This window comes from Xanthomonas sp. WHRI 7064, assembly GCF_040202355.2.
Lineage (GTDB): Bacteria > Pseudomonadota > Gammaproteobacteria > Xanthomonadales > Xanthomonadaceae > Xanthomonas > Xanthomonas arboricola.
The window spans coordinates 1,802,563-1,824,268 of the sequence record NZ_CP167821.1 but is presented as its reverse complement, the minus strand read 5'-3'; the positions used below and the strand labels follow the sequence as shown (position 1 = coordinate 1,824,268).

Here is a 21,706-nt window from a genome sequence, read left to right as displayed (position 1 = left end):
CTTTCGGAGGTGCGTATGTCTTTCCGGCAATTTCCCGCAATCGGTGCAGATGGCGAGTCCTACGTCATCATCGAATTCCGCGACGAGCTCGAATCCCGCAACGAGCAGCAAGGCCGCACGCAAGCGCATACGGCGCCACGCTACGAACTGCCCGATGGGCGCCGCCTGAAACGGCAGGGCCAGCGCTTCATCACCGATGGTGGCGAGCTGCGCCTGTCGACGCCCTGAAATAGCACTGGTCATTTTTTGACCAACCCGTCCGCAGCCGTTGCAGTGCAATGGCTGCACACAGTTATCCACATGCTTGTGCAGGTTTCATCCACACCCTGTGTGGATGAAACCGGTGCGCGTTGTTTGGCATTGCGCCGAGCGACAATCACCCTCGCGCTTGGGGCCATCGCATGCAGTGTCATGCGGCCAGCACATGATCGGTGCCTGATATCTGCACCCTGCTGCGGCCATCGACAGCGGGCAAGCCCACGGTCGCCCCGCACTGCTGCTACCCGTTGCGGTCGGAACGCTCCAGCACCCGTCCGATGCCGCTGCGGTCGATTTCGCTGGCCGCCTGCGCCAGCGCGGCGCGATCGCTACCCGGCTCGAACCCGATGCGGAAATGCAGCTCGCCCACCGGCGTGCGCGAGGAGTGGATCGACGACAGGTTCACCCCGTGCTGCTCAAACACATGCAGCAAGGCACGCAACGACCCGGGCTGGTCTTCCGGCAGATACACGCTCAGAGTCAGCGGTTCGGTGAGGTCGGCCAGCAGGTAGCCCACGCGCTCATAAGTGTAGTTGCCGGCCGCGAGCGATTCGCCCTGCAGCGCCTGCGCGTTGTCGTCTAGGAACCGGGCGCGAAACTGCGCGCGCGCCGCATCGTCACCTTGCGCGACCAGGGCACGCAATTCCTGCAATTGCAGCAACAGTCGATCGAGCATCTCGCCGACATAGGGATTGCCGAACTGGATGTCTTCGTAGATCGCCGGATTGAGCGAGAGGATGCGTGCGATCACCGCGGTATCCAGCTCGAACGAGGCCGAGCGATACGGCATCAGCGCGCGCAGCTCGCCGAGCAGCGGCGCGTAGTCGCGCAAGGTGCCGGCCTGCGCCAGATGGGTGGCGTGCACCATTGCCTGCACCAGCGCCATCACGCGGTCGTGGTGCTCGGGCGTGGCGTACACGCACTCGGCCTGCAACGCGGTGCACAGCGCCTGTACCCACGTGGACCAGTGCTGCAGACGTGCCTGGCAGACCACCATCACCCGCCCTTTCAAGGTGGGCGATTTGGGCGGTGCGGTCATTGGATGCAGGCCGACGACCTCGGCCGGCGAGGCCAGCATCGCGGCCACCGGTGCCTGCTTGATCGAGGTGACATCCATCCACAACTGCGACGCGGCACGCGGGCCGGCAAGATCCACATAGCGCTCGATCAAGCCGGCGGTGTGGCGGATCGGTGCAGAGAAAATCAACACATCCGCTCGCTGCGCCAATGTGGCTTCGTCGATGTCGCCGTCACCGGCCGGATCGAAGCCGATCACCTCCAGCCGCATGCGCGTGCGCAGGAACTGCGCCAGCCAGCGTCCGTAGGCGCCGGCGATGCCAACGATGCCGACCACCGGCTGCGCCATCATGCTAATCGCTCGACGGCAAAGCGCGGTGCGGTCGCGAGTGCGGCCGGTGCGGCGGCCAGCACATCGAACTCTTCGAAGCCTGCAGCCAGGGTCGCTTCCAGCGCGCTGTGCACGCCGCTGAGCGCATGCCCCACCGCCAGCTCGAACGGCACCTCGCGCAGCAGCAAACCGATTAGCAAGGCCATCAGCACATCGCCGGTGCCGGCCACATCCACCGGCAGATGCGGCGTGGCCCAGCGATACACTGCCGAGTTGCTCACCGCCAACGTCACCAGTTCGCCGGTCGCACCGGCCACGCTGTGCGCAAGCACCCATTGCGGGCCGCGCGCCAGCAATGCGCGCGCGGCAACGATGGCATCGTCCTGCTGCAGACTCGGCAAACCGGTCAGGCGCCCGAGTTCGAACGCATTCGGCGTCACCAGCCAGGCATGCGGCAACAGCCGCTCGGCGAAGACGCGCTCCAGTCCAGGCTCGACATACGGGCCGGTGTGCGTGTCGCCGATCACCGGGTCCAGGCAATACCGCAGCTGTGGCGCCTGCGGCAGGGTCTGCTCGAGCCAGTCGGCGAATGCCTCGCCATTGGCCAAGCTGCCGAAGTAGCCGGAGACCAGCATGCGCGCACGCTGCGGCAGGCCGCGCTCGGTGGCACCCAGCAACAGGTCGGCCAACCAGTCGGCCGGCAGGATGCGGCCGCGCAAGGTGGCGTAGAACGGCGCGTTGCTCAGCAGCGTGGTGGGCACTTCCGCCACCCGCAGGCCCAGCGCACGCAACGGCGGCACCGCCGCGCTGTTGCCGGCATGGCCATAGACCAGTTGCGATTGCACCGAGATCACATCGATCGGCGAAGGACCATCCGGGCGCTGGCGGCGACCGTGGACGAGGTGACTGTCGGGGGCATTGTTCATCGCCGCATTTTACGCCAGCGCCACCGCGCGCCCAGCGTCGATCGATGCGACCGTCGTCTGCTCGCCGCTGCACACTGCGCCGCCAGGCTGGTCTATGCGCCGGCAGCAGTCGCTATCGCCCTTACCTCTGTGGGCTCCCGCCGCACAAACGTAAATGCCGGCCCCTGGGGCCGGCATTGATAGGGAGAACCTCACTCAGCCGTGCAACTCTGCAAACATTCGGAGCGGGCATCCAAACCCACGAATCCCGAATCGCCACACTGGCGCACTACCCCGGCAGGCCGGGCCACACCGCCCTTACGATTCCCCAATCCCGATTCCCGACTCCCGGCCTCAGGACGTCATCCGATCCCAGAAGCCCTTGACGCCATCGATGAACGTGGCCGACTTGGGCGAATGCTTGCGTGCATCCTCACCGGTGAACGTGGCTTCGAACTGCTGCAGCAACTCGCGCTGGTCGGCGGTCAGGTTCACCGGCGTTTCGACCACCACGCGGCAATACAGATCGCCTTCGGTGCGGCTACGCACCGAGCGCACGCCTTTGCCGCGCAACCGGAACAGCTTGCCGGTCTGGGTTTCGGCCGGAATACGGATCTCCGCCTCACCGCCCAGGGTCGCCACGCGCACGGTATCGCCGAGCGCGGCCTGCGAGATGCGGATCGGCACCTCGCAATGCAGGTCGTCGCCGTCGCGCTGGAAGATCGCATGCTCGCGCACGCGCACTTCCACATACAGATCGCCCGGCGGCGTGCCGGCCGGACCGGCCTCGCCCTCGCCTGCCAGACGGATGCGGTCGCCGGTATCCACACCGGCAGGCACCTTGATCGACAGCACCTTGTCTTCTTCCACGCGACCGGCGCCGTGGCAGGTCTTGCACGGATTCTGGATCAGCGTGCCGCGTCCGTCGCAATGCGGGCAGCTCTGCTGCATGGCAAAGATGCCGCGCTGGATGCGCACTTGGCCGCGTCCGTGGCAGGTCCCGCACACTTCCACCTTGCCGTCTTCCGAACCGCTGCCGTGGCAGGGCTCGCACTCGATCAGGGTCGGGATCTCGATGCGGCGCTCGATGCCGGCGACGGCTTCTTCCAGATCCAGTTCCAACACGTAACCGACGTCGGCGCCACGTCGCGCAGCGCGCGGACCGGCGGCGCCACCGCCGAAAATATTGCCGAAGATATCGCCAAAGATATCTCCCATGTCCGGGCCACCCGGCCCACCGCCACCACCGCCCATGCCGTGCTCGAACGCAGCGTGGCCATGCGCATCGTAGGCGCGGCGCTTGTTGCCGTCCGACAACACTTCATAGGCTTCCTTGCACTCCTTGAACATCGCCTCGGCAGCAGCGTCGCCTGGATTGCGGTCCGGGTGGTGCTTCATCGCACAGCGCCGATACGCCTTCTTCAGCTCCTCGTCGCTGGCGCCACGGGCAACGCCCAGCACTTCGTAGTAATCGCGTTTGCTCATGGCAGGGAATCGGGAATCGGGAGACGGGAATCGTTCAAAGCGCACATCCTCAGTAAATCGCAATCGAAGTGGAAGGGTTTAGACAACGGGAAGGAGCGATGCCGCAGCACCGCTCCTCCCATTCTCGATTCCCTATTCCCCACTCACGCCTTCTTGTCGTCCTTGACCTCGGTGAACTCGGCGTCCACCACGTCGTCGGCGGCCTTGGAGGCCTGCGCGTTGCCGCTGGCCGCGTCGGCGTTGCCGCCCTGCTCTGCCGCGGCGGCGGCTGCGTACAGCGACTGGCCGGCTTCTTCCAGGGTCTTGCTGCGGGCCTCGATCTGCGCCTTGTCGTCGCTCTTCATGGCGGTTTCCAGATCCGACAGCGCCGCTTCCACCTTGCCGATCACATCGCCACCGACCTTGCTGCCATGCTCGGTGATCGCGGTACGGGTGGCGTGGATCAGGCCATCGGCCTGGTTGCGGGCCTGCACCAGTTCCTGGAACTTCTTGTCTTCCTCGCGGTTGGCTTCCGCGTCGGCGACCATGCGCTGGATCTCTTCGTCCGACAGACCCGAACCGGCCTTGATCTCGACCTTCTGTTCCTTGTTGGTCTTCTTGTCCTTGGCCGACACGTGCAGGATGCCGTTGGCGTCGATGTCGAAGGACACCTCCACCTGCGGCATGCCGCGCGGCGCCGGCTCGATGCCGGACAGGTCGAACTTGGCCAGCGACTTGTTGAAGCGGGCCTGCTCGCGCTCACCCTGCAGCACGTGCACGGTCACGGCCGACTGGTTGTCCTCGGCAGTGGAGAAGGTCTGCGAGGCCTTGGTCGGGATGGTGGTGTTCTTTTCGATGATCTTGGTGAACACGCCGCCCATGGTTTCGATACCCAGCGACAGCGGGGTCACGTCCAGCAGCAGCACGTCCTTGACGTCGCCGGCCAGCACGCCGCCCTGGATCGCAGCGCCCACGGCCACGGCTTCGTCCGGGTTGACGTCCTTGCGCGGTTCCTTGCCGAAGAAATCGGCAACCGCCTGCTGCACCTTCGGCATGCGGGTCTGACCGCCGACCAGGATCACTTCGTTGATGTCGCTGGCGCGCAGGCCGGCATCGTTCAACGCGGTGCGGCACGGCTCGATCGACTTCTTGACCAGGTCTTCCACCAGCGCTTCGAGCTTGGCACGGGTCAGCTTGATGTTGAGGTGCTTCGGCCCCGAGGCATCGGCGGTGACGTACGGCAGGTTCACTTCGGTCTGCTGGCTGGTCGACAGCTCGATCTTGGCGCGCTCTGCGGCGTCCTTCAGGCGCTGCAGTGCCAACGGATCCTTGCGCAGATCGATGCCCTGATCCTTGTTGAATTCGTCGACCAGGTACTCGATGACGCGGTTGTCGAAGTCTTCGCCGCCCAGGAAGGTATCGCCGTTAGTGGCCAGCACTTCGAACTGCTTCTCGCCATCGACTTCGGCGATTTCGATGATCGACACGTCGAAGGTACCGCCGCCCAGGTCGTACACGGCGATCTTGCGGTCACCGCCGTTCTTGTCCAGGCCATAGGCCAGGGCGGCCGCGGTCGGCTCGTTGATGATGCGCTTGACGTCCAGACCGGCGATGCGGCCGGCGTCCTTGGTGGCCTGACGCTGGCTGTCGTTGAAGTAGGCCGGCACCGTGATCACGGCCTCGGTGACCTTCTCGCCCAGGAAGTCCTCGGCGGTCTTCTTCATCTTTTCCAGCACGCGCGCAGAGATTTCCTGCGGTGCCATACGCTTGCCATCGCTGGTCTGCACCCAGGCATCGCCGTTGTCGTGGGCAAGAATGCCGTACGGCACGTGCGAGATGTCCTTCTGCACTTCGGCGTCGGTGAACTTGCGGCCGATCAGGCGCTTCACCGCGTAGAAGGTGTTCTTCGGGTTGGTCACCGCCTGGCGCTTGGCCGAGGCACCGACCAGCACTTCGCCATCCTTGGTGTAGGCGACGATCGAAGGCGTGGTGCGGTCGCCCTCGGAATTTTCGATGACGCGGGCCTTGCCGCCGTCCATGATCGACACGCACGAGTTCGTGGTGCCGAGGTCAATACCAATGATCTTGCCCATGGATACGCTCCTGATGATTCTGTAGCTGTGTCCGGCGACGCCGGGTCTGGCTGAGATGTGGGGGTGGTGCGCAGGTGTTCAAGCCACCTGCACGAATCTGCGTTTCGCGCATGCGCCCGGCAGTTCAGCCGGGCGCTGCGGTTCAGTCGTGCTTGGCCACGACCACCAGGGCCGGGCGCAGCAGACGCTCGTTGAGCAGATAGCCTTTCTGGAACACCTGCACCACGTGGCCCGGGGCGATACCCTCGGCCTCGCCCTGGCTGATCGCCTGGTGCTGGTCCGGGTTGAACGGCTGGCCGACCGGGTCGAGCAGGGTCAGGCCGTTGTCGGCCGCCACCTTGAGCAACTGCTTGTAGGTCATGTCCAGGCCATCGCGCAGCGGGCTGGGCTCGGTGCCGGCCGCAGTCAGGCCGGCATCCAGGCTGTCGAACACCGGCAGCAGCTCGCCCAGCAGCTTCTCGTTGGCGAACTTGCGTGCGTTCTCGACGTCGCGGGCGATGCGCTTGCGCTGGTTTTCCAGATCGGCCCGCTCGCGCAGGGCATCGGCCTTGACCAGCGCGATCTCGCTGCGCAGCGACTCGATCTCGGCCTTGAGCGGATCGGTCTCGGGTGGGTTCTGGGACAGGTCTTCGGAGTCGAATTCGGGGTGGTCTTGGTTCATGTGCAGTTCCCGGGCAAGCGGAACGCCCGCCCCAACGTCACCCCGTATGTGGGCGCGCGCGCGCGTTTCAAGCAAAACGATCGTATCGATCGCTGCCGCTTATCGCGTGCCGGGCGGTTCCATGGCCGCGCCCAGCACCTGGGCGGCGGTCTGCACCAGCGGAATCACCCGGTCGTAGGCCATGCGTTTGGGCCCGATCACGCCCAGCACGCCCAGCACCTGGCCATTGGCGGCATACGGCGCGGTGACCAGCGAGACATCGTCCAGCGACACCATGCCGGTCTCTTCGCCGATGAAGATGCGCACGCCCGGCGCCTGGATGGTGCGTTCAAGCAGCTGCAGGATCTCGCGCTTGCTGGCGAAGGCCTCGAACAGCTCGCGCAGCCGGTCCAGGTCGGACAGGTCCTGCACGCCCATCAGGCGGGTCTGCCCGGCCATCACCATGTCGTCGGCGTCGGCCGGCACCAGCGCCTCGCTGGCCAGATCCACGCTGTGCGCCAGCAGCTGCTCCATCTCGTTCTTGGCCATGCGCAGCTCGCGCAGCAGCGAGGCGCGGATGTCTGACAGCGCGCGCCCGGCAAATTGCGCATTGAGGTAATTGGCCACCCGCTCCAGCTCGGCCGGCTCATAGGCCCGGCGCGGCTCGATCACCCGGTTCTGCACCTCGTTGTCGGCAAACACCAGGATCGCCAGCACCCGGCGCGCGTCCAGCGCCACGAAGTCGATATGCCGGAACGCGAACTGCTCGCGCCGCGGCGCGCTGACCACGCCGACGAAATGGCTCATCGCCGACAGCATCTGCGAGGCGCTGCCCAGCAGCGACTGGGTGCCGTTACCGCTGGCAAGCTCCGCGCGCAGGCGGCGCACTTCTTCCTCGCCGGGCGGCTGCATCTGCACCAGGCTGTCGACGAACACCCGGTAACCGTGCGCGGTGGGCACCCGCCCGGCCGAGGTATGCGGAGAGCTGAGCAGGCCCACATCCTCCAGATCGGCCAGGATGTTGCGGATGGTGGCCGGGCTGACGTCCAGCCCGGCGTGCTGGGCCAGCGTCTTGGAGCCCACCGGCTCGCCATCGCGGATATAGCGGGCAATCAGCGTCCGCAGCAGTTGGCGTGCGCGGGGATCGAGCGTTGGGGACTGTGACGCGCGCATGGGATCATCCGGTGAGACTGGGCATAGATAATGTCTGGCCCTGCGGTTGGCAAGCGTCTTATTCCCTGCCCGCCGCTCCCACCCTAAGCTTCCCCAAAGCGTTCACACTCGACCCCATGCTCAGACACCTCTCCATCAAGGATTTCGCCGTCGTCCGCGCCACCGAACTGGAATTCGGGCCGGGCATGACCGTGGTTTCCGGCGAAACCGGCGCCGGCAAGTCGCTGATGGTGGACGCGCTTGGCTTCCTGTCCGGGCTGCGCGCCGACAGCGGCGTAGTCCGCCACGGTGCCGACCGCGCCGAACTGTCGGCCGAATTCCAGCTGCCGGCCCAGCACCCGGGCCTGACCTGGCTGTCGGACAACGAACTCGACGACGATGCGCAATGCCAGCTGCGCCGGATCATCCGTGCCGATGGCGGCTCGCGTGCCTGGATCAACGGCCGCCCGGTGACCTCTTCGCAACTGGCGGAGCTGGCCTCGCGGCTGGTGGAGATTCACGGCCAGCACGAACACCAGGCCCTGATGGCCCGCCACAGCCAGCTCGCCCTGCTCGATGCCTACGCCCGCAACGGTGCGCAGCGCGAGCAGGTGCGCCAGGCCAGCCAGCGCTGGCAGGCCCTGCTGGACGAGCGCGATGCGCTGTCCGCGCAGGGCGATGTCTCCGACCGCATCGGCTTTCTGGAACACCAGCTCAGCGAACTGGAACGCGAGGACCTGGACCCGGCCGCGATCGCCGCGCTGGACGTCAATCACCGCCGCCAGGCGCACGCCACCGCATTGATCGGCGCCTGCGACAGCGTGGCCCTGCAGCTCAATGGCGACGACGGCGCCTCCGCGCTGGGCCTGCTGCAGGACAGCCGCCACGACCTGGCGCGCGTGGCCGAGCACGAGCCACGCCTGGGCGAGGTCGATGCACTGCTGGACAGCGCCGTCATCCAGATCGAGGAGGCGCTGGCCCTGCTCGACCGCGTGCGCGACGACCTGGAGGCAGACCCGGCCCAGTTCGAAGCGATGGAGCGCCGGCTCGGCCGCCTGCACGATCTGGCCCGCAAGCACCGTGTCACCCCGGACGAGCTGGCCGCCCAGCGCGACCGCATGAGCCTGGAAGTGGAGAGCCTGCGCGGCGCCGACGAGCGCCTGCAGCAGCTGGACAAGCATATCGAGACGGCGATCGGCGTCTGGCGCGGTGCGGCCAGCAGCCTCAGCGCCAGCCGCACCACCGCTGCCGAGGCCTTGTCGGCCGCCACCACCACGCTGATCGGCGAGCTGGGCATGGGCGGCGGGCAGTTCCTGATCCAGCTGCAGCCCCAGGACACCCTGCGCCCGGACCCCAACGGCGCCGAACGGGTGGAGTTCCTGGTCGCCGCCAACGCCGGGCAGCCGCCGCGCGCATTGCGCAAGGTCGCCTCCGGCGGCGAACTGTCGCGGATTTCGCTGGCGATCGAGGTCGCCGCGCTCGGGCTGGACAGCGTGCCGACCATGGTCTTCGACGAAGTGGATTCCGGCATCGGCGGCGCGGTGGCCGACATCGTCGGACAGAAGCTGCGCGCCCTGGGCGAAGAGCGCCAGGTGCTGTGCGTGACCCACTTGCCGCAGGTGGCCGCCAAGGGCCACGCGCACTATCGGGTCAGCAAGGCGCCGGTGGACGGCATGACCCAGAGCGCGGTCGAACTGCTCGGCCCGCAGGCGCGCCAGGAAGAACTGGCACGCATGCTGGGCGGGGTGGAAGTCAGCAAGGAAGCCCGCGCGGCGGCACGCAAGTTGTTGCAGAGCGCCTGAGCCGCCGGGCGCATGCCGGCCGCCATCGGGGGTGACCAGGCAGCCGATGGCGGCAAACGCACAAGGCGGCCGAAGCCGCCTTGTCGTTGCCGCACTACCACCGGCTTGCCGTCAGCGCGGACGCTTCTTGCGCACGTACAGCACCAGCGAGTGCTCTTCCAGCTCATAGCCATGCTGGGCGGCGATCTGGCGCTGCAAGGCCTCGATCTCTTCGCTTTCGAACTCGATCACGTGGCCGGTGTCCACGTCCACCATATGGTCGTGATGGCCGCCGCGATCCAGCTCATAGACCGCCTGGCCGCCTTCGAAATTGTGCTTCAGCACCAGGCCGGCGGCCTCGAACTGGGTCAGCACCCGGTACACCGTGGCCAGACCGATTTCGTCGCCATGATCGAGCAGTTGCCGATAGATGTCTTCTGCGCTGAGGTGGTGCTGGTTGCTCTTCTGCTCGAGCAACTCCAGGATCCGCATCCGCGGATGGGTCACCTTGAGCCCGACTTTGCGCAGGTCGTGGGTTTCCATATGTTCTCCGTTCATTGGCGATTTAGCGCCAGCTGCCATCAAACGGGTCGCGGCGACCGGCGGGAGTGTATCATCGGCGTGATTTCCTCAGCACTTAATCCCCGATGCGTAATCTCCTGCTGGTCGCCGCCGTTGCTCTCTCCACCGCTGGCTGCGGCATCATCTACAAGCAGCCGATCTACCAGGGCAATCTGATCAAACAGAATGCCGTGGAGCAACTGCAGGTAGGCCAGAGCAAGCAGCAGGTCAGCGCGTTGCTGGGTACTCCCTCGATCCCCGATCCATTCCATTCGCAGCGCTGGGACTACACCTCCACCCAGCGTGTGGACCGTCTGGCGCGCACCGAGATCAAGAACTTCACCGTGTTCTTCGAGAACGAGCAGGTCGTTCGCTGGGAAGGCGATTATTTCCCGTCGCAGGACGAGCAGCTGGCCAAGTCGGCACCCAAGCAGTTCGGTCGCAATCTGGCCCGCGACAAGAAAAAGCAGCGCGGCCGTTGATGCGCTTGGTCGCGCACTGCGCGATCGCCTGAGTGCCGCCGCACCAGAAAACGCATCCGTTTGAACGGATGCGTTTTTATTTGTCTGGTCGCAGAGACGTGTTCGGTCAGGAACTGCAGCGCTGATTTAGATATCGACAGCTGTGGCTTTCCGTCAGCCGTCTCGGGGCGACATGCGCCTGTTCAAGCAACCGGCTGCGTTCGCTTGTCCAAATCACTCAACGGAAGAGCTCGCTGTTGCGCACGGCGCACATGCATCGTAGTGCCGGCCAACAGCTATCCGTTGGGGCCAGCCTTTTTGCTCGGTCCGGCACGGCGACGCCGTGCCTCCTTCGGATCCAGCAGCAGCGGCCTGAGCAATTCGACCCGGTCGCCGTCACGCAGCACCTGATCCGCGCGTGCAATCAGCCCATGGATCGCCTGCGCGGCAGGTGGTCGATCCGGTGCCAGACCGGAGGCGGCAATCGCCTCGGCCACGGTAGCGCCCTCTGCCAGCTCCAGCGACACCGAACTGCAGCGGTCCGGCCAGGCCAGCACGACGTCGACCCGCATGCTCAGACGTCGCCGCGGTCGGCGACCCGCACGAAATCGTTGACCATGCGGTCGGCCAGGCCTTGAAAACCCAGCGCCAGCGCCGGACCCAACAGCCGCGAGCTGGTTTCCACTTCCAGGGTCAGGCTGACCTTGCAGGCGTTCTCGCCTAGCGACTGAAACTCCCACAGGCCTTCCAGGCGCTTGAACGGCCCGTCGCGCAGATGCATGACGATGCGCTGCGGGCGTTCGAGCACGTTTTCGGTGGTGAACCAGGTGCGGAACGACCCCAACCCCAGATCCAGCCGCGCCACGATATGCGCCTGGTCCTGTTCAAGCACCTGCGCAGCATCACACCAGCCGAAACGGCGCGGATAGGCGGCAACATCATTGACCAGATCGAACATGCGGGTGGCGCTGTGTTCGACCAGGGCGCTGCGACGGATGGTAGGCATTCGCTAACTTGTGAAAGACAGAAGATCGTTTGATGACGCCGAATCGGCGACAATGGCGGCATGAGCAAGAAACCAGCCAAGGATAAAGCAAACGGCGCGACGGCCACGAAAACCATCGCGCTGAACAAGCGTGCGCGCTACGAATACCACCTGGAAGAGCGCTACGAAGCCGGCCTGGCCCTGCAGGGCTGGGAGGTCAAGGCGATCCGCGCCGGCCGCGCCAACATCATCGATGGCTACGCCTATGTGCGCTCCGGCGAGATCTTCCTGATCGGCGCGCAGATCACCCCGCTGATCCAGGCCTCCAGCCACACGGTGCCGGTGGAACGCCGCGATCGCAAGCTGCTGCTGCACCGCCGGGAAATCGACAAGGTGCTGAGCAGCGTCGAACGCGACGGCTACACCCTGGTGCCCACCGCGCTGTACTGGAGCAACAACAAGGTCAAGCTGGAAATCGCGCTGGCCAAGGGCAAGCAGAACCACGACAAGCGCGACGCCGCCAAGGACCGTGACTGGCAACGCGACAAGCAGCGTGTGATGCGGCGGCATAACCGGGATGCGTGAATCGGGAATCGGGAGTGGGGAATCGCAAGAGCTGGGTAGGCTCGCTGCGTTGACCTCAAGTTAGTTCACGACGAGGGTATTTCGGGATCCGCAAGAAGCATCCTGCTTTTACGATTCCCGATTCCCCACTCCCGATTCATCACGTCTTCCCAAGCATCCGCATCAAATTCGGCACTCCCCTGCCCTGTACATAGCGATCGCGTTGCAGGTCGGTGCTGGTGTCCAGCATCAGCTGCTTGACTCGATCCGGAAAGCCGATGAACTCGCGGCGGGCAGAGAGGAAGCCGGCCAGCACGCCGGAGACGTGCGGTGCGGCCATGCTGGTGCCGCTCATCTCCACCATCAGGCTGGCCGGATCTTTTGGGTCGAAATCGTAATAGGCCGAGAGGATCTTTTCGCCCGGCGCCACGACATCCGGCTTGCCGCGCCCATCGGCGGTCGGGCCGCGCGACGAAAAATACGACACGCCGTAATTGTGCGGGCTGCTCTTGTGCACCGAGCCGACCACGATGGCGTCTTCCAGATTGCCCGGGTCGCTGATCGACAAATCCATGTTGGCCGGATATGCATCGCCGTCGTTGCGCATCAACCAGGCCAGACCTTCGTTGCCGGCGGCCACCACTACCAGCACGCCTTGCCGCCATAGCCGCCGCAACTCGTTGCACAGCGGCGTAAAACCGCAGCCGTAGCTCTCCGGATCGAAGTAACCGCCCAGGCTCAGATTGACGCCGTGGATGACCAGCTCGCCGGCGCGCTCGTTGATCGCTGCCACCTGCTGCACCGCCTTGATCATCCACGAATCACGGCCGTTGCCAGCATCATCCAGCACCTTGAACCCGTACAGCTGGGTGTCCGGCGCCATGCCGGCGAACTCCAGCGGTTTGCCCGGGTTGCCCTGCGCGTCGGGAATCACCGCGCGGCTATGGCCGGCGATGATCCCGGCGATATGCGTGCCGTGCCCGTGCCGATCCAGCCGAGCGAAGGCATCGCCGTCGGCGCGCGTCAATCGCCTGGCTGCACCCCGCCGCGTGCAATCCCATTGCGCCACCACCGTGTCGCGCTCTCCCCTTGCGAAGAAATGTGGGTGACTGGCTGCGATACCGGTGTCCAGCACCGCCCAGCCGATCTGTTGCCCGCGTGCGCGATATGCGGTGCGCGCCGCATCGGCATGCAGGACGTTGCCGGACACGTTGATCAACGCGCGCTTGCCGGCATCGCGCCACACGCGACGGAATCCCAGCGTGCGGTAGCGGTCCTGCAGCGATTCGATCTCGAACCGCGTCAGCCGCGCCGACACAAACCGTTGCAAGCCATCTTCCAGCTCGATCGCCTCGTCCAGCGCATCGCCGCTCAAGCCGGTGGTCGCTGCAGCGGTCTGGCGCAATTGCGCCAACAGCAGCGCACGCGTGGCGGCCGGGTCGTCGCCCAGCAACCGTCGATCCAGCTCGATCAGCACTTCGTGCCGGTACTCGGCGCCATGCGCTTCCAGCTGCTCGCTGAGATCCTTGATCAGCACCGCATTGGAGACCGGTTGGTCGAAGCCGACGCCCACCGCTTCGCGCACCGCCGCGCGCACCTGCGGAATCGACAGATAACCCGAGCCCGAATGCGCGTTGTGCTGCCAGTCCTGATTCAGGCGCGCGCCCGCGAGGTTTTCGAAACGCCCCTTGGCGTTGGCGATGTCGTCGCCGAGATCCGGATCCAGCGCGATCGGGTCGCGCGTATCGGCCACGTTGATCCAGCGCCGTACACACGCGGGAAACGGCAGCTTGCGTGTGCCGGTCCAGCGCTTGAACATGCTGCGCACCTGCGGCAGGCCCAAGGGCGAGCCCAGGGTCAGGAACAGGCTGACCTCGCACTCGGCCGCCTGGAGCTGACGCAACACGTCAAAGGCGATCATCGAGCCCTGGCTGTGCGACACCACCACAAACGGCCCGCCACCCGAACGCAACCGCTGCGTCAGGCTCTCGCGCATCAACGCCGCACGCTCGTGCACGAAGAACAAATCGTGCACGTCCTGCAGCAGCGCGGCGGAGATCAGCCGCAGCAGCACGCGGTTGATCGCATCGATCGGACCTTTGGCCTGCACCTGGCCCGCCGCCGGCATTGCGGGCGCGGCATCCAGTTCGTCCAGCAAACGGTGCAGATCGACACGCTCTTGCTCGCTCTGCGCCAAGGCATCGGCGAGCAGATGCAGATCCTGCTCGCCTGGCACCAGCCCAAGCGTGCTCAAGGCGCGCTGCACGCTCTGATTGAGCGCCGGGCCGACATCGCGTGCGTCGCAATTACCGGGTTCGGCAACCGGATAGCGCTCGCGATTGACCCAGTACGCCAGGCGCGTGCGCTCACCCATCGGCCGCCCGAACAGGGCCTTGTCCCACTGGCAGCGCAACACCTCGGCCGGCGGCTTGTTGCCGATGCCATGGATGTAGATCACGGTACGCGCCTTGCCCTGCACGCGCGTCAGCCCGGTGTCCTGCGCCTGCTGCTGCGCGGCCCTGGCTGCGCGTCGAGGCTTGGAGGCGCCGACGCTCGGTGCGCGTTTGCGGGGCGTGCTGCGTGCCTGCCGCGGACCTGGGGGCTTACCTGTCGCCATCGCTTCGCTCCTTGATTACCAGACTTTTCCGTCCGATAGGACTGAAGCCACTGTAAGCGCTGCACGTCTCACCACTTGTGACAGGGCGCTCCGATCCCTACACTGATCAGGTCAGCGTTTTGATGCTTTCCCCGGGGGTGCACTGGTTTCGACGGGGGTCGCGAAGTCGCTTGGCGCATGCCGAGGGGGCAGCTTTCCTCGTTAATCCAGCAGCAAACTTTTAGTTGCCAACGATGACAACTACGGTTCGGACTTCGCTATCGCCGCTTAATTGGCTTTAGTTGTAGTTCTACAGCCGCCTAAGGCGAACCCCCGAACCTACTTGTGCCCGTGCTCGTAGGTGTAGGGTCATTATCACGGAACCATCGGTAGTGGCTGCCTGTCAGCTACCGGTTAGATAAAGCAGGCTGGTTTCCAGGTGCGCTTTGCCAACCGTGCTGCCTGGGAATGAGATCTAACGGAGGGCTAAGCATGTAGTGCTGGGGATGGAGTGCTTCCGGACGGCGGTTCGATTCCGCCCACCTCCACCAAACAACGGTCCTAAGACGACCGACTAAGGCCGGGACTCCTCGATGCAGAGGGATCCCGGCCTTTTTCATGGGCGATACCCTGCCGCGGTGACGCATGATCGGCAGCGACATGGCGCTGACAAAAATGCCGCATCGCGTGTTGCCCAACAGCCCGTGCATCGCAGCCGACTGCAGGCTTACCTGCTGAGTCAATTAGTGACGTGGACGGTCTGTTCGGTGCGTTCGGCGGGTGTGGTTGCGACGACGTTGTCCGCGTCATGCGCCGGCACGGCATCGCCACGCAGTTGATCGAAGAGCGCGAGCAGTTCGGTGGCTTCCTGCTGCAGCAGGACCAGGGCACTTTTATTGGGCTCTTGCATGTCGCCTCCGTCGAAGACGCTCCCCAGCGTTCTTCCGGAACGGAAGCAAACGGTATGCCAGCTCATCTGGCACTGAGGAGCGCAGGCTTGGTCGATGCGACCAGACGCGCATGCGCCTCAGGCGGATTCGAGCTGCCGTTGCGCTTCGGCATGCATGGCTTCCAGCGTCACCATGCCGGCGACGCGGGCGGCGGCCATGGCGCTGCGGTGATCGGGAAACGTGGCGGAGAGGGCGCTGCCTGCCAGGTCGCCGGCGCTTGCGGCACCAATTTGGGCGATCTGCCAGTCGGCAACCCAGCCGCGGCTAGGGCCATCGCCCTGGGCAGCGCGGCAGGTCAATTGATAGCTACCTAGAAAAATGACCAATCTGTTGCCCGGCTCGGTGACGAACGCGAAGGATACCGCCGTGCCGGCGCCGGAGCGACCTCAACCCCTTCCCGCAGCTGACTGGCAAGCGAAGTGGAGCACAGGCACGCGGCTTGCATCAGCCTCTACCAGACAATCGGTGTCGGGGAACACGGTGTTGACCAAAAAAGCAAAACGCCACGCCGCCGGCGCCTTGTTGCTCGGCGGGATGATCTTCGTCCTGATCGGCGTGGGCGGTTATTTCACTACGCAGCGTTCGCTGTCCGACGCCGGCTGGGTGACGCATACGCAGGAAGTGATCGCCAGCATCGACGAGATCCAGGCCGGGATGCTGTCGGCGGAGTCGTCGGTGCGCGGCTATGTCCTGACCGACAACGAGGCGTTTCTCGGGGTGTACGCCGATGCGATCGGGCGGCTGCCCGAGCGCATCGTGCGGCTGGATGCCCTGGTGCAGGACAACCCGGTGCAGCGGCGCAACGTCGTGGCGCTTGGACGCCTGGTGGACATGCGCCTGGTACAGATCAACGACCTGTTGCACAGCTATCGCAAGCAAGGCCTGGATGGCGCGCGTGCGTCGATCGCACGTGGTGTGTTCCAGACCTCGTCTTCGCTGCGCCGCCAGGTGCAGACCATGACGGAACTGGAGCGCCAGCAACTGGTAAAGCGCAACGACACCAATGCGCGCAGCGCGCAGTGGGTGCTGTGGGTGACGGTGGTCGGGATCTTCAGCGGCTTGCTGGTGATGTTGCTGGCCTACCGGTTGCTGTCGCGCGAACTGGAACGGCGCGTGCTCGCCGAAGACGCCGCCAGCACGACCAGCGAACGCCTGATCGAATCGTTCGCCACGCTCGAACGCACGTCGGCCGGGCTGGAGGCGCTGGCGCGCTATTCGGGGCTGCTGCAGAACTGCCGCAATGCCGAGGAAGCACTGGAAATCACCGCACGCACGATCGCTCCGCTGATCCCCGGCGCAGCCGGCGCGGTCTATCTGTTGCGCGCCTCGCGCGATCGTGCCGAGCAGGTGGTGGCCTGGGGCACGATGGCCGACGACGACAACGCCAGCATTGCGCCGGACACCTGCTGGGCCCTGCGCCGCGATCGCACGCATGTGGTGGAAGACGCCAGCCAGGGCATGCTCTGCCAACACATCGGCGCCAATCTTCCGGCGCATGCCAGCACCGCCTGCATCCCGTTATCGGCACAGGGCACGCAGCTGGGGATGCTGGCGCTGCGCAGCGAGGATCCGCGCGATCTGGCCTCGCTGACCGTGGCCGAGGCTGCGGCCGAGCAACTGTCGCTGGCGTTGCACAACCTGCGCCTGCGCGAAACGCTGCGCCAGCAATCCATTCGCGATCCGTTGACCGGTCTGTACAACCGCCGCTATCTCGAAGAAGCGCTCAATCACGAACTGGCGCGCTGCACGCGGCGGGTACAACCCTTGTCGGTGCTGATGCTGGACGTGGACCACTTCAAGCAGTTCAACGATCTGCACGGCCACAGCGGCGGCGACCGCGTATTGGCGGCAATCGGCGACTTCCTGCTGGCACAGACGCGCGGCGAAGACATCTGCTGCCGCTACGGCGGCGAGGAGCTGACGATCATCCTGCCGGAAGTCGATCTGGCGACCGCCTGCAGGATGGCAGAGAAGCTGCGTGCCGGCATCGAGTCGCTGCAGGTCATGGCCGATGGCGTCTCGTTGCCGAAGGTCAGCGCCTCGTTCGGTGCGGCCAGCTTTCCCGAACATGCAGGCAATATGGCGCAGTTGCTGCGGCGCGCGGACGAGGCGCTGTACCGCGCCAAGCAGGCCGGACGCAATCAGGTGGTGAGTGCGGGCACCCCGGCTGCAGGCTAAGGCATGCCGTTATCGGCATTGAACCTGCGCCTGCAGGCATACCTTCGTGCCATGCCCTGCAATACAAGCGTTTTAGTGCCCGCGCAGACCAGGATTCAAGCGCAACTGCGCCCATCCGCATCGGTTGGAATCAGGCCAGCGCCTGCCAGCATGCCGTCGACGCGCGTCCGCACATAGGCCGCGTCCTCGGCTGCGGCACTGCTCAATAGAGCCTGGGCACGCGCCTGAAAATCGAGATAGTCGAAATCCGCATCTTCATCGGCCGATAGCTGCGGCAGTTCGTCCTGCAGCGCATCCAGGCGCGTGTCGAGTTCTTCGCGTGTGGGCATGGCAGACTCCAACGGCAAAGACGCTACGGTTGCGGCATGGCCGTCAAGGATGTGCGAAGCCCGGCGCGGCAACGCTTCATTTTCCTACCCGTTGCCGCGGCGCGTGCACGCTCAACTTTCGTAAGGCTCCGCCGATAATGATGCCGACTCCTATAGAACCTTCCCTGTGATCCTCCACCTGCGGCGGGATTTCCGCCTCGGCATCGTCAAGATGCTGGGGCCGATCACCGCGCTGTTGCTTTGCCTCTATGCGGTGTACCTGGCCATCACCGGTCAGGCGATCGCCTGCCTGATCACCGCATCGCTCGGTGTGCTTGCGATATGGCGTGGCTGGAAGATGCGCGATGCCGAACGCACCGGCGCCGGCGGCGTGTGGCTGGCATCCATCAATGTCGGCGGCTGTCTGGTCGCCTGCTGGAGCGGCGGCGATGGCGCCCTGCCCTGGTTGTTTCCGGTGCTGGCCACCAATTACTTCCTGTGCGGCCCGCGACGCGCCGTGCTGCTGAGCTTGCCGTTGCTGGCGGCGCTGTTGCTGTTGCCGGGCCTGATCGTCAGCCCCGGCCAGGGTGTGTCGACGGTCGTGGTGACGCTGGTGACGCTGGCGGTGGGGTACGCGTTTTCGCTGCGCATGCAGGATGACCGCGTGCATCTGGAAGAGCTGGCCTCGCTGGATGCGCTGACCGGCCTGCCCAACCGACGCATGCTCGAACGTGCGCTCACCCATCAGATCGACCGGCGCCAGCCGCATGAACGGCTCAACAGCCTGATCATCCTGGATCTGGACCATTTCAAGGAGGTCAATGATCTGTACGGGCATGCCGCAGGCGATGCGGCGCTGTCGGATCTGGCCACCATCCTGCGCTTTGAAGTACGCGAGCCGCATCAGGTGTTCCGCTTCGGCGGCGAGGAATTTGTGGTGCTGTTGCGTGCTGGCTCCCTGCAGGAACTGGAAGCGGCCACCGAACGCCTGCGCAAGGTGATCCGCAACGGGCTGCGTGGCCCGGGTGGGCGGATCACCGTGTCGCTGGGCGCGGCGCGCCACGATGGCGAAACGCATTGGCAGGACTGGTTTTCGCGTGCCGATGCGGCGCTGTATCTGGCCAAGAACGGTGGCCGCGACAGCGTGCGGGTTGCCGACTGAGCGCAGCTCGTCGTGTGATCAGCGGTCAGCAGGCACGCAGTCCGGTGCCCGAGATCCATGCGCCGTATTGGCGGACGACGCGTTGGCGCAGCCGGGTATCTGCAGGACGACCTGACGGCCGCCCTGCAGCCCTGCCTCACCGACTGAGCACGGCCACCGGTGCCGCAGGCGCTTCGCCCTGCTTCCAGCCGCCCAGCGCCTTGTACACACCGACCACGCCGACATTCACCGCGGCTTCGGCCTGCGCCAGCGCATCGTCGGCGGCCAGTTGGGTGCGTTGCGCGTCCAGCAGGGTCAGGAAGTCTTCCGAGCCCTCGCGGTAGCGGATCTGCGCCAGTTGTTCGGCACGCCGCGCCGCATTGGCCTGCTCCACCACGATCGCCAGGCGCGCCTGCTGGCGGCCGTAGCCGATCAAGGCGTTCTCGGTGTCTTCCAGCGCCAGCAACACGGTCTGCTGGTATTGCGCCAAGGCACCGTCGGCCTGCGCCTTGCTGGCACGCAGGCGTGCACGCACGGTGCCGAAGTCGAATGCCGCCCAGCTGATCGACGGGGTGATCGACCAGGCCTTGCCGCTGCCCTCGGTCAGCCTGGCCGCGTCGCCGGACAGGAAGCCGACAAAGCCGCTGACGCTGATGCGCGGGAACAGATCCGCGGTGGCCACGCCGACCTGCGCGGTGGCCGCTGCCAGTCGACGTTCGGCGCTGCGCACGTCCGGGCGCTGACGCAGCAATCCGGCGGTATCGCCCAGCGGCAACGCACGTGCGAACGCGGGCGTGGTGCGCGCTACCAGGGTGGCGTCCAGGTCATTGGGCGGCTGGCCGAGCAGCACCGCCAGACGATGGCGGTACTGCGCTTCGGCGGTTTCCAGCAACGGAATGTCCGCCTCGATTGCCTTCAAGCGTGCCAGGCTGCTCTGCACATCCAGTTCGCTGCCGGCGCCCAGGTCCCAACGCGTCTGCGTCAGCCGCTGGGTGTCGTGCAGGTTGGTCAACGTGCGCTTGGACACCTCCAGCTGCTTTTGCGTGCCGCGCAACTCGAAGTAATTGCGCGCCACTTCGGCAGCGACGGTGACCTGCACGTCGAGCAGGCCGGCCTGCTCGGCTTCCAGATCCGCACGCGCCGCTTCCGAGGCGCGCCGCTGGCGGCCGAACAGATCCAGCTCCCAGGCCGCATCCAGGCCCAGGGTGGTCTGCTCGGTGAGGAAGCGCTGGTTGCCGGCAACCACCTGCTGTTGTTCGCGTCGATCGAAGCTGCCCTGCGCGGTGATGTGCGGGGCCTGGTCGAGACGACGCTCGACGAACACCGCGCGTGCCTGCTTGACGCGCGACACGGCGATGCGCAGATCGTGGTTGGCGAACAAGGCATCGCGCACCAGTTGTTCCAGCACCGGGTCGTCGAACTGCGACCACCAGTTACCGACCGGCGATTCGCTGCTAAAAGCCGCATCCTGCGCGCCCTGCAAGGTCACCGCGGCCGGCGGGTCGGGCCGGTAATCCGGCCCCACCGCGCAGCCGCTGAGCACCAGCGCGGCCAGTGCCACGCTCAGGAAGTTTCTTACCATGGCAACACTTCTCCCAGATGCGTAAAGCTGCCGGTGGCGCCGTGCGCGTCGAGCAATGCCATCTGCACGCTGCTGTACGCGCCCTGCTCCACCTCGATCTCGCCGCCACCACCGTTCATGTCGGTTTTGACGTAGCCCGGATGCACGGTGTTGACCTTGATGGCGGTGTCGCGCAACTCATGGGCCAGGTGCACCGTCCAGCTGTTGACCGCGCTCTTGGAGGCGTCGTAGGCGGGAATCTTGAAGTCGTAGATCGGCGAGCCCGGCTGGGTGTGCAGGGTCAGCGAGCCGAGCATGCTGGACACATTGACGATGCGCCCGGCCAGCGAGCGACGCAGCAGCGGAAGGAACGCCTTGGTGACGCTGACGACCGCAAACAGGTTGGTGTCGAAGGTGCGCTTCCACACCTCCAGGCTCTGCTGCGACGGCGTGCGCTGCATGTCCTCGATCATGATGCCGGCGTTGTTGATCAGGATGTCCAGGTGGCCATGGCGCTGCTCCACCGTGCCGACCGCCGCGGCGATGCTGATGTCGTCGTTGACATCGAGCTGGATGGCCTCCACCGGCAGGCCTTCGGCCTGCAGCTTGAGTGCGGCGGCGACGGCATCGTCGCGCTTGCGCCCGGCCAGCAGCGTATGCACGCCGGCCTGGGCCAGTTGCCGAACGGTTTCCAGGCCGATGCCGCGGGTGGCGCCGGTGACCAATGCGATCTTGTGGTTGCTCATTTCAATGTCCTTGT

General features: G+C 65.6%; 21 protein-coding genes and 1 other RNA gene. 7 read left to right on the top strand and 15 right to left on the bottom strand.

Annotation, left to right across the window (positions count from 1 at the left end):
- The first annotated feature begins 15 nt into the window (after positions 1–15).
- Positions 16–228 (top strand): hypothetical protein, encoded by a 213-nt coding sequence (locus ABQY74_RS07900; RefSeq protein ID WP_349793756.1) that lies wholly within the window; start codon positions 16–18, stop codon positions 226–228.
- Between the two features lie 271 nt (positions 229–499).
- On the opposite strand, the gene ABQY74_RS07895 is transcribed toward ABQY74_RS07900, so the two are convergent.
- The 6 genes from ABQY74_RS07895 to hrcA all read right to left on the bottom strand — a co-directional run bounded on the left by ABQY74_RS07895 (position 500) and on the right by hrcA (position 7,881).
- Positions 500–1,627 carry a prephenate dehydrogenase gene (locus ABQY74_RS07895; RefSeq protein WP_104600720.1) on the bottom strand — a complete coding sequence of 376 codons (1,128 nt, stop codon included), beginning with the start codon at positions 1,625–1,627 and terminating at the stop codon, positions 500–502.
- Entirely contained in the window at positions 1,624–2,532 is a 909-nt protein-coding gene (gene pdxY, locus ABQY74_RS07890) for a pyridoxal kinase (protein WP_102253970.1), read from the bottom strand. Before pdxY ends, ABQY74_RS07895 begins: the two co-directional genes overlap by 4 nt.
- A 333-nt stretch (positions 2,533–2,865) precedes the next feature.
- Positions 2,866–3,996, bottom strand: coding sequence for a molecular chaperone DnaJ (gene dnaJ, locus ABQY74_RS07885; protein ID WP_039511676.1), 1,131 nt, complete (start codon positions 3,994–3,996; stop codon positions 2,866–2,868).
- 143 nt (positions 3,997–4,139) lie between these two features.
- A complete protein-coding gene (gene dnaK / locus ABQY74_RS07880; protein WP_039511674.1) occupies positions 4,140–6,068 on the bottom strand; it encodes a molecular chaperone DnaK in 1,929 nt (642 codons plus the stop codon).
- Between the two features lie 142 nt (positions 6,069–6,210).
- A complete protein-coding gene (gene grpE, locus ABQY74_RS07875) occupies positions 6,211–6,729 on the bottom strand; it encodes a nucleotide exchange factor GrpE (RefSeq protein ID WP_010366360.1) in 519 nt (172 codons plus the stop codon).
- Between the two features lie 99 nt (positions 6,730–6,828).
- A complete protein-coding gene (hrcA, locus tag ABQY74_RS07870) occupies positions 6,829–7,881 on the bottom strand; it encodes a heat-inducible transcriptional repressor HrcA (RefSeq protein WP_016901562.1) in 1,053 nt (350 codons plus the stop codon).
- A 116-nt stretch (positions 7,882–7,997) separates the two neighbouring features.
- Here hrcA and recN point away from each other — a divergent pair, with 116 nt between their 5' ends.
- Positions 7,998–9,662: a DNA repair protein RecN gene (gene recN, locus ABQY74_RS07865; protein ID WP_127158379.1), complete on the top strand. Its 1,665-nt coding sequence runs from the start codon at positions 7,998–8,000 to the stop codon at positions 9,660–9,662.
- A 111-nt stretch (positions 9,663–9,773) separates the two neighbouring features.
- Here the strand turns inward: recN and fur are convergent, their stop codons facing one another.
- Positions 9,774–10,184 carry a ferric iron uptake transcriptional regulator gene (fur, locus tag ABQY74_RS07860; RefSeq protein WP_016901564.1) on the bottom strand — a complete coding sequence of 137 codons (411 nt, stop codon included), beginning with the start codon at positions 10,182–10,184 and terminating at the stop codon, positions 9,774–9,776.
- A 104-nt stretch (positions 10,185–10,288) separates the two neighbouring features.
- On the opposite strand from fur, the gene ABQY74_RS07855 reads away from it, so the two are divergent.
- Entirely contained in the window at positions 10,289–10,684 is a 396-nt protein-coding gene (locus tag ABQY74_RS07855; RefSeq protein ID WP_039528130.1) for an outer membrane protein assembly factor BamE, read from the top strand.
- Positions 10,685–10,959: 275 nt separating this feature from the next.
- Here ABQY74_RS07855 and ABQY74_RS07850 read toward each other — a convergent pair whose 3' ends face one another.
- Positions 10,960–11,235, bottom strand: a complete 276-nt coding sequence (locus ABQY74_RS07850) for an RnfH family protein (RefSeq protein ID WP_016901566.1) — start codon at positions 11,233–11,235, stop codon at positions 10,960–10,962.
- A gap of 2 nt (positions 11,236–11,237) precedes the next feature.
- Positions 11,238–11,669, bottom strand: a complete 432-nt coding sequence (locus tag ABQY74_RS07845) for a type II toxin-antitoxin system RatA family toxin (protein ID WP_016901567.1) — start codon at positions 11,667–11,669, stop codon at positions 11,238–11,240.
- A 60-nt stretch (positions 11,670–11,729) separates the two neighbouring features.
- On the opposite strand from ABQY74_RS07845, the gene smpB reads away from it, so the two are divergent.
- Positions 11,730–12,233, top strand: coding sequence for an SsrA-binding protein SmpB (smpB, locus tag ABQY74_RS07840; protein WP_039520446.1), 504 nt, complete (start codon positions 11,730–11,732; stop codon positions 12,231–12,233).
- 139 nt (positions 12,234–12,372) lie between these two features.
- Here smpB and ABQY74_RS07835 read toward each other — a convergent pair whose 3' ends face one another.
- Positions 12,373–14,829 carry a S8 family serine peptidase gene (locus ABQY74_RS07835; RefSeq protein ID WP_349793759.1) on the bottom strand — a complete coding sequence of 819 codons (2,457 nt, stop codon included), beginning with the start codon at positions 14,827–14,829 and terminating at the stop codon, positions 12,373–12,375.
- 133 nt (positions 14,830–14,962) lie between these two features.
- Here ABQY74_RS07835 and ssrA point away from each other — a divergent pair.
- Positions 14,963–15,359, top strand: a transfer-messenger RNA (tmRNA) gene (gene ssrA / locus ABQY74_RS07830).
- Between the two features lie 188 nt (positions 15,360–15,547).
- Here the strand turns inward: ssrA and ABQY74_RS07825 are convergent.
- Positions 15,548–15,784: a hypothetical protein gene (locus tag ABQY74_RS07825; protein WP_349793761.1), complete on the bottom strand. Its 237-nt coding sequence runs from the start codon at positions 15,782–15,784 to the stop codon at positions 15,548–15,550.
- A 51-nt stretch (positions 15,785–15,835) separates the two neighbouring features.
- Positions 15,836–16,084 (bottom strand): hypothetical protein, encoded by a 249-nt coding sequence (locus ABQY74_RS07820; protein WP_024939309.1) that lies wholly within the window; start codon positions 16,082–16,084, stop codon positions 15,836–15,838.
- 154 nt (positions 16,085–16,238) lie between these two features.
- On the opposite strand from ABQY74_RS07820, the gene ABQY74_RS07815 reads away from it, so the two are divergent.
- A complete protein-coding gene (locus ABQY74_RS07815; protein WP_039528138.1) occupies positions 16,239–17,936 on the top strand; it encodes a GGDEF domain-containing protein in 1,698 nt (565 codons plus the stop codon).
- A gap of 95 nt (positions 17,937–18,031) precedes the next feature.
- On the opposite strand, the gene ABQY74_RS07810 is transcribed toward ABQY74_RS07815, so the two are convergent.
- A complete protein-coding gene (locus ABQY74_RS07810) occupies positions 18,032–18,337 on the bottom strand; it encodes a hypothetical protein (RefSeq protein WP_039528140.1) in 306 nt (101 codons plus the stop codon).
- Positions 18,338–18,431: 94 nt separating this feature from the next.
- Between ABQY74_RS07810 and ABQY74_RS07805 the strand changes: the two genes are divergently transcribed.
- Entirely contained in the window at positions 18,432–19,406 is a 975-nt protein-coding gene (locus ABQY74_RS07805; RefSeq protein WP_039528142.1) for a diguanylate cyclase, read from the top strand.
- Positions 19,407–19,542: 136 nt separating this feature from the next.
- Here ABQY74_RS07805 and ABQY74_RS07800 read toward each other — a convergent pair whose 3' ends face one another.
- Together ABQY74_RS07800 and ABQY74_RS07795 are read right to left on the bottom strand one after the other, a co-directional pair.
- Positions 19,543–20,967, bottom strand: coding sequence for an efflux transporter outer membrane subunit (locus ABQY74_RS07800; RefSeq protein ID WP_349793765.1), 1,425 nt, complete (start codon positions 20,965–20,967; stop codon positions 19,543–19,545).
- Positions 20,961–21,692 carry an SDR family oxidoreductase gene (locus ABQY74_RS07795; RefSeq protein ID WP_039520437.1) on the bottom strand — a complete coding sequence of 244 codons (732 nt, stop codon included), beginning with the start codon at positions 21,690–21,692 and terminating at the stop codon, positions 20,961–20,963. Before ABQY74_RS07795 ends, ABQY74_RS07800 begins: the two co-directional genes overlap by 7 nt.
- Positions 21,693–21,706: the final 14 nt, after the last annotated feature.

What these genes read in the sequence shown, in the direction of transcription:
- ABQY74_RS07795 (WP_039520437.1), bottom strand. Translation starts at nt 21,692, where the DNA reads ATGAGCAACCACAAGATCGCATTGGTCACCGGCGCCACCCGCGGCATC.
- ABQY74_RS07800 (WP_349793765.1), bottom strand. Translation starts at nt 20,967, where the DNA reads ATGGTAAGAAACTTCCTGAGCGTGGCACTGGCCGCGCTGGTGCTCAGC.
- ABQY74_RS07895 (WP_104600720.1), bottom strand. Translation starts at nt 1,627, where the DNA reads ATGATGGCGCAGCCGGTGGTCGGCATCGTTGGCATCGCCGGCGCCTAC.
- dnaK (WP_039511674.1), bottom strand. Translation starts at nt 6,068, where the DNA reads ATGGGCAAGATCATTGGTATTGACCTCGGCACCACGAACTCGTGCGTG.
- hrcA (WP_016901562.1), bottom strand. Translation starts at nt 7,881, where the DNA reads ATGCGCGCGTCACAGTCCCCAACGCTCGATCCCCGCGCACGCCAACTG.
- ABQY74_RS07855 (WP_039528130.1), top strand. Translation starts at nt 10,289, where the DNA reads ATGCGTAATCTCCTGCTGGTCGCCGCCGTTGCTCTCTCCACCGCTGGC.
- ABQY74_RS07825 (WP_349793761.1), bottom strand. Translation starts at nt 15,784, where the DNA reads ATGAGCTGGCATACCGTTTGCTTCCGTTCCGGAAGAACGCTGGGGAGC.
- recN (WP_127158379.1), top strand. Translation starts at nt 7,998, where the DNA reads ATGCTCAGACACCTCTCCATCAAGGATTTCGCCGTCGTCCGCGCCACC.
- pdxY (WP_102253970.1), bottom strand. Translation starts at nt 2,532, where the DNA reads ATGAACAATGCCCCCGACAGTCACCTCGTCCACGGTCGCCGCCAGCGC.
- dnaJ (WP_039511676.1), bottom strand. Translation starts at nt 3,996, where the DNA reads ATGAGCAAACGCGATTACTACGAAGTGCTGGGCGTTGCCCGTGGCGCC.
- ABQY74_RS07900 (WP_349793756.1), top strand. Translation starts at nt 16, where the DNA reads ATGTCTTTCCGGCAATTTCCCGCAATCGGTGCAGATGGCGAGTCCTAC.
- grpE (WP_010366360.1), bottom strand. Translation starts at nt 6,729, where the DNA reads ATGAACCAAGACCACCCCGAATTCGACTCCGAAGACCTGTCCCAGAAC.
- ABQY74_RS07835 (WP_349793759.1), bottom strand. Translation starts at nt 14,829, where the DNA reads ATGGCGACAGGTAAGCCCCCAGGTCCGCGGCAGGCACGCAGCACGCCC.
- ABQY74_RS07850 (WP_016901566.1), bottom strand. Translation starts at nt 11,235, where the DNA reads ATGCGGGTCGACGTCGTGCTGGCCTGGCCGGACCGCTGCAGTTCGGTG.
- smpB (WP_039520446.1), top strand. Translation starts at nt 11,730, where the DNA reads ATGAGCAAGAAACCAGCCAAGGATAAAGCAAACGGCGCGACGGCCACG.
- fur (WP_016901564.1), bottom strand. Translation starts at nt 10,184, where the DNA reads ATGGAAACCCACGACCTGCGCAAAGTCGGGCTCAAGGTGACCCATCCG.
- ABQY74_RS07845 (WP_016901567.1), bottom strand. Translation starts at nt 11,669, where the DNA reads ATGCCTACCATCCGTCGCAGCGCCCTGGTCGAACACAGCGCCACCCGC.